The organism is Candidatus Villigracilis vicinus (assembly GCF_016702885.1).
Taxonomy (GTDB): Bacteria; Chloroflexota; Anaerolineae; order Anaerolineales; family Villigracilaceae; genus Villigracilis; species Villigracilis vicinus.
On the sequence record NZ_JADJDD010000012.1, the window covers coordinates 146,434 to 152,433 of the forward strand.

4 protein-coding genes and 1 pseudogene are annotated in these 6,000 nt (G+C 55.0%); all 5 read left to right on the plus strand.

Going from position 1 to position 6,000, the window contains the following annotated elements:
• Positions 1-213 precede the first annotated feature (213 nt).
• Positions 214-2,011, plus strand: a pseudogene (lepA, locus tag IPG80_RS12185) (translation elongation factor 4).
• A 54-nt stretch (positions 2,012-2,065) separates the two neighbouring features.
• On the plus strand, positions 2,066-3,085 hold the full coding sequence (locus tag IPG80_RS12190; RefSeq protein ID WP_345107050.1) for a lysylphosphatidylglycerol synthase transmembrane domain-containing protein: 1,020 nt from the start codon (positions 2,066-2,068) through the stop codon (positions 3,083-3,085).
• A gap of 1 nt (position 3,086) precedes the next feature.
• On the plus strand, positions 3,087-4,118 hold the full coding sequence (locus IPG80_RS12195) for a GDP-mannose 4,6-dehydratase (protein WP_345107053.1): 1,032 nt from the start codon (positions 3,087-3,089) through the stop codon (positions 4,116-4,118).
• Positions 4,119-4,226: 108 nt separating this feature from the next.
• Positions 4,227-5,024 (plus strand): mechanosensitive ion channel family protein, encoded by a 798-nt coding sequence (locus tag IPG80_RS12200; protein ID WP_345107055.1) that lies wholly within the window; start codon positions 4,227-4,229, stop codon positions 5,022-5,024.
• Positions 5,021-6,000: glycosyltransferase family 4 protein (locus IPG80_RS12205; RefSeq protein ID WP_345107057.1), on the plus strand; the 980-nt coding region annotated here is incomplete at its 3' end. The genes IPG80_RS12200 and IPG80_RS12205, both read left to right, overlap by 4 nt.

Consider the following 6,000-nt stretch of genomic DNA (forward strand, 5'->3'; position numbering starts at 1 on the left):
CAACTTTAATCGGGTATACTTCGTTCGCTCTTGAGGCAATTTATGCCTTTCAAAATATCCGAGCAATAAAACTGGCTTGAAGCAACCATGTCAAACCACATAGGCGCGGAAACGCAGGCAGAAGTCTTGAAAACTCCGTCACTCTGCTTTTCCGCGGTTCAAATGGTGTTCCAGGTTGCCTCCATAAACCTTTTACAGAAAATCGAAAGACGTATGACCGATCACATCCGCAATTTCTGCATTATCGCCCATGTAGACCACGGGAAATCCACGCTGGCAGACAGGCTCCTGCAACTGACGGGGACCGTCTCCGAGCGCGACATGACCGAGCAGGCGCTCGACTCGATGGACCTCGAACGCGAAAAAGGCGTCACCATCAAGGCGTCGGCTGTGCGCATGTTCTATAACGCCAAAGACGGGCAGAAATACGAACTGAACCTGATCGACACCCCCGGACATGTGGATTTCGGGTACGAAGTCAGCCGCGCGCTCAAAGCCTGCGAAGGCGCGATCCTTGTCGTGGATGCGACCCAGGGGATCGAAGCCCAGACCTTGGCGAATCTCTATCAAGCGCTTGATGCCGACCTGACACTCGTCCCCGTCATCAACAAGATCGACCTGCCCTCCGCCCGTCCCGACGAGGTGGCGGAAGATGTCGGCTCCTGCTCGGCATTGACCCGGATTCTGTTCTGCGCGTCTCCGCCAAAGAAGGCATCAATGTTGAAGCCATTCTCGAAGCGATTGTTGAACGCGTCCCTGCTCCGAAAGATGCGGATGAGGCTCTCATGCGCGCGCTTGTCTTCGATGCGCATTACGACTCTTATAAAGGCGTGGTTGCCTACATCCGTGTATTCGAGGGCAAGATCAAATCCACAGACGTTCTGCGCATGTTCTCCACCAACACCGACCTGCGCCCGGTGGAAATTGGTATTTTCGCGCCGGGCATGAAACCCGTGGACAGCATTGGCTCGGGCGAAGTGGGATACGTCGCAACCGGCTTCAAAACTGTCCACGAGTGCCGGGTCGGTGACACGCTGACGCTTGCCTCTGCACCCGTCGCCGAACCCCTGCCCGGATACTTTACCCCCAAACCGATGGTCTTCGCGGGTATCTATCCTGTCGAAGCGGACGATTACACTGAACTGCGTGAGTCGCTCGAAAACTGCAACTCAACGATGCTTCCTTGACCTACCAGCCCGAAACCTCGCAGGCGTTGGGTTTCGGCTTCCGCGCCGGTTTCCTCGGTCTGTTCCACATGGAAATCATTCAGGAACGTATTGAGCGCGAATACCTGCTCGATGTTCTCTTTACCGCGCCCTCTGTAGAATATGAAGTGCTGACCATTGGCGACGAAGTCGTCAAAGTGGATTCGCCCGCCGAATTACCCGACCCCGGCAAGATCGTCGAGGTGCGCGAACCGTGGATGAACATCGAGATCATCACGCCGACCGACTATTACGGTCCGATCATGGACCTGGTCACCAAACGGCGCGGCATCTTTAAACAGCAGGAACACCCCGCTCCGCATCGTGTGCAACTCGATTTCGAAATCCCGCTCTCCGAGATCATTGTGGACTTCTTCGACCATCTCAAGTCGCGCACCAAAGGTTACGCCTCGCTCGATTACCAATTCCTCGAATACCGCGCTGATAAGCTGCAAAAGCTGGAAATTCTTGTCAATGGCGAACCAGTGGATGCGCTGGCGGCCATCGTCCATGAGAAGGACGCGTATCACAAGGGGCAGCGCCTCATCACCAAACTCAAAGACTTGATCCCGCGCCAGTTGTATGACGTTGCCGTTCAAGCTGCATCCGGCGGACGCATCATCAGCCGTGCCAACGTCAAAGCCACACGCAAGGACGTGCTCGCGAAATGTTACGGCGGCGACATCTCGCGCAAGAAGAAATTGCTCGAGAAACAAAAACGCGGCAAGAAGCGGCTCAAGATGGTTGGGAATGTTGAAATCCCGCAGGAAGCCTTTATGGCGGTATTGAAGCTGGAAGACGAATGATCTTTACGCATCACGGACCACGGATTAAATGATGCGTGATTTGTAAGGAACCCCATGCATAAACCCCCGAGTAATATAAAACGCCTGATCCCCGGCGCGCTCATCAGCATCGGTCTGATCGCCGCCCTGCTGTATTTTGTCGATTTCCAAACCATGTGGGAATCCATTAAAAATGCGAACTACCGCATTCTGGCAGGGTCGGCGGTTTTGTCGTTCCTGTGGCTGGGAGTACGCGCCAAGGTCTGGCAGACCCTGTTGCGTGACAAACCCAAATACTCTGATGTTCTGTTCGCGGCAGGCGAAGGATATTTGTTGAACGCCCTTCTGCCCTTCCGCCTCGGCGAAGTGGGGCGCGTCTTTCTGCTCAGCCGCAAATCCGGTATGACCTTCAGCGAGATCCTGCCAACCATCGTCATCGAGCGTGTGATGGACCTGCTCTTCTCCGCCGGGATGCTATTGATCGGGTTGACGTATGTGACCGAGGGGCAAAGTTCGGCGCAGATCGGTTACATCATCGGGGGCATAATGGTCGCCGGGCTGGTGATGATGTACGCCCTGGCTCGCAACCGTGAATGGGCTTTGGATGTCTTCCACAAACTCAGCAAACGCTGGAAGTTTTTGGAGAAGATCGGCGGCAGTTTCCTTGAATCCTTTCTGATGGGTTTGGGTGTGCTGACCGATGGCTGGCTTTTCCTGCGTTTCCTCTTCTGGATGACGCTTAATTGGTTCATGGCAATGGTCGCTTATCACCTGGTCACGCTTTCATTCTTCCCGCAAGCCCAATTCCATTGGATGTTCTTCGTGCTCGGCGCAGCGGCATTCGGCGGAGCGATCCCGGCGCTGCCCGGCGGAGTTGGCACGTTCGAGGGCGCGATCAGCGGAGCATTATTCCTTTTCACCGGCGACCAGTCCACATCGCTGGCGGTGGCGTTGACGGCGCGTTTGTATAACTACCTGAACAGCGTTGTGATTGGCGGCATCGGGCTGATGCGCGAAGGGCAGACCCTTTCGGGTATCTATCAGCAACTGATGAATTTAAGGAACAAGGAACAGACGGAAATTCCGGAGAGTTGAATTGGAAAAGAGAAAACAATATCTTGTCACCGGCGGGGCGGGCTTTATCGGTTCGAACTATGTCCACCGACTGCTGGCACGCGGAGAGAAAGTTGTCATCTACGATAATTTTTCGCGCGGCGGCGCTCCGCGCAATTTGGAATGGCTGAAAGCCGAATTTGGGGAGAAGGCTTTCGACGTGATCGTCGGGGATGTAAGAGACGCCTCCAGAATCGCTGAGACAGCCCAAAAGTCCGATGTGATCGTACACTTGGCGGGTCAGGTCGCGGTGACCACCTCCGTCACCGATCCACGGGATGATTTTGAATCCAATGCGCTGGGCACGTTCAATGTTCTCGAAGCCGCGCGCGCCTCGGGGCGCAATCCGATTTTCATCTACGCATCCACCAACAAGGTATATGGCGGCATGGAAGAAGTGGAGTTGTTCGAGGAACCCACCCGCTGGCGTTACAAGGACCTGGTGACCGGCTGCCCTGAAACCCAGCCGCTCGATTTTCATTCGCCTTATGGCTGCAGCAAAGGTGCGGGCGATCAATACGTGCGCGACTATGCCCGTATCTACGATTTACCAACGGTTGTATTTCGGCAGTCGTGCATCTATGGACCGCGTCAGTTTGGTATCGAAGATCAGGGTTGGGTGGCGTGGTTCATCATCGCCGCTGTGATGGGACGGGACATCACCATCTACGGCGACGGAAAACAAGTCCGCGATATTTTGCATGTGAACGATCTGATCAATGCCTACGATCTCGCCGTTGAAAAAATTGACATCGCCCGCGGGCAGGTCTACAACCTCGGCGGCGGACCATCGAATGTCATGTCCATTTGGGCAGAGTTCGGTCCGCGGCTCGAAAAACTGCTTGGCGATACGATTGAAGTCGCGCGCGGCGATTGGCGTCCTGGCGACCAGCGTGTGTTCTATGCCGATGTCTCGAAAGCCAGAAACGAACTCGGCTGGGAGCCGAAGATCGGCGTGGAAGATGGGGTCAATAAACTGTTTGAGTGGGTGAAAGCAAATAAAAATCTATTTTAGAGACCTGGAACGACACCTGTAAAATTCGGAGTGAGACCCCGAATTTTACAGGTTATTTATGGGTAAAATAAAAAAATGAAACCATATCCGTTCGTGCGCTGTTGACCCATGCCTGCAAATCTCCCCTCTTTCACCAATATCCTGACCGCCCTGTTGATCTTTGGGGCAAGCTATTACGCGGGCGTCTGGTTGAGCCGTTTGCTTAACCGCGTCCTGCAAAGAAGCAACGCCGAACCCGGGGTTTCGCACCTGCTCTCGCAGATCCTCAAATGGACGATCATTTCGCTCGGCTTCACCACCGCCTTGCAGCGTTTCTTCAACGTGACGGCCTTCCTGACCGGGTTGGGCATCATCGGCTTTACCATCGGATTCGCCCTGCAAAACATCATGCAGAATTTCATGTCCGGCGTGATCCTGCTGATCCAACAGCCTTTCAAGGTCGGCGACGATGTGACCTTGAGCGGACATGAGGGCACGGTGCTCAAGATCGGTCTGCGCACAACAGAGTTGAGACTGCGCAATGGTCTGCTCGCTTTTCTACCCAACGCCGATGTGCTTGCCCAACCCATCATCAACTACAGCCGCACGAACGGATTCCGTGTGGAGTTGCCAGTCAGTATTCCCTACAAAGCGGATACCGAAAAGGTCCGCGCGGCGATCCTCCGGGAAATCAAGTCCATCGACGGATATATGGAAAGCCCCGCGCCGCGGGTCTTATTCCATACCTTTGGGCAATCCTCGGTCGACTTGACCGTTCAATTCTGGATCAATTATGCCGCCACCGATCATCACATCGCAAAGGATATGGCGCTGGTCAAAATCAAACGCGCCTTCGAAAAACTCGGCATGGATATGCCATACCTGATGCAGGTCATGAAGAACCCTGTCAAACGAAAAACCAAATGAAGATACTGACTGTATTAACGTATTACCGCCCGCATACATCCGGTCTTACCATTTATGCCGAACGGCTTGCGCGCGCCTTTGCACAACGCGGGCATGAAGTCACGATGATGACCACGCAATACGACCCATCGCTTCCGCTCGAGGAAATGATGGACGGCGTGCGCATCATCCGCGTGCCGGTCATTGCCCGTATCAGCAAGGGAGTCATCGCCCCGGCGTTCGGTTTCGTCGCCACCAAACTCGTCTGGCAAAACGACATTGTCCACCTGCACCTGCCGCAGTTTGACGCGCCCGGAGTCGCCTTTCGCGCGCGGCTCTTCGGCAAACCAGCTATCCTGACCTATCACTGCGACGTCCAGCTTCCGCTCAGCATGTTCAACCGCCTCGTCAACTTCGTGTTGGATTTTCAAAATAACATGGCGGGCAGGCTGGCGAATCATATCGTGACCTATACCCGGGATTATGCCGACCATTCTCCTTATCTCTCCCGTTACGCTTCAAAACTGACCCCGATCCTGCCGCCCGTCCAGATGCCTGAGTCAACGCCGGAAGCGGTTGCCGCCTTTGCCGAACGTCACCGTACAAAGACGAAGCGCCCCGTCATCGGCATGGTCACGCGCTTCGCCTCCGAAAAAGGCGTGGAAATTTTGCTCGACGCCCTGCCTGCCATCTTCGCAAAATATCCCAATGCCCAGGTCTTGTATGCAGGGCAGCATGAGAATGTGATGGGCGAACAGGCATATTTCAGCCGCCTGTTCCCGCGCATCCGTGAATACGAGATCAAGGGACAGTGGACCTTCCTTGGCAACCTCGACCCCGTCCAGTTATCCGCCGTGTACCCGAACCTCGACGTCATCACCGTGCCTTCGCTCAACTCCACCGAAGCCTTCGGGCTGGTCCAGATCGAAGCGATGATGAACGGCGTGCCGAGCGTACCCTCCGCCTTGCCGGGTGTGCGCCAGCCTGTGAAGATGCA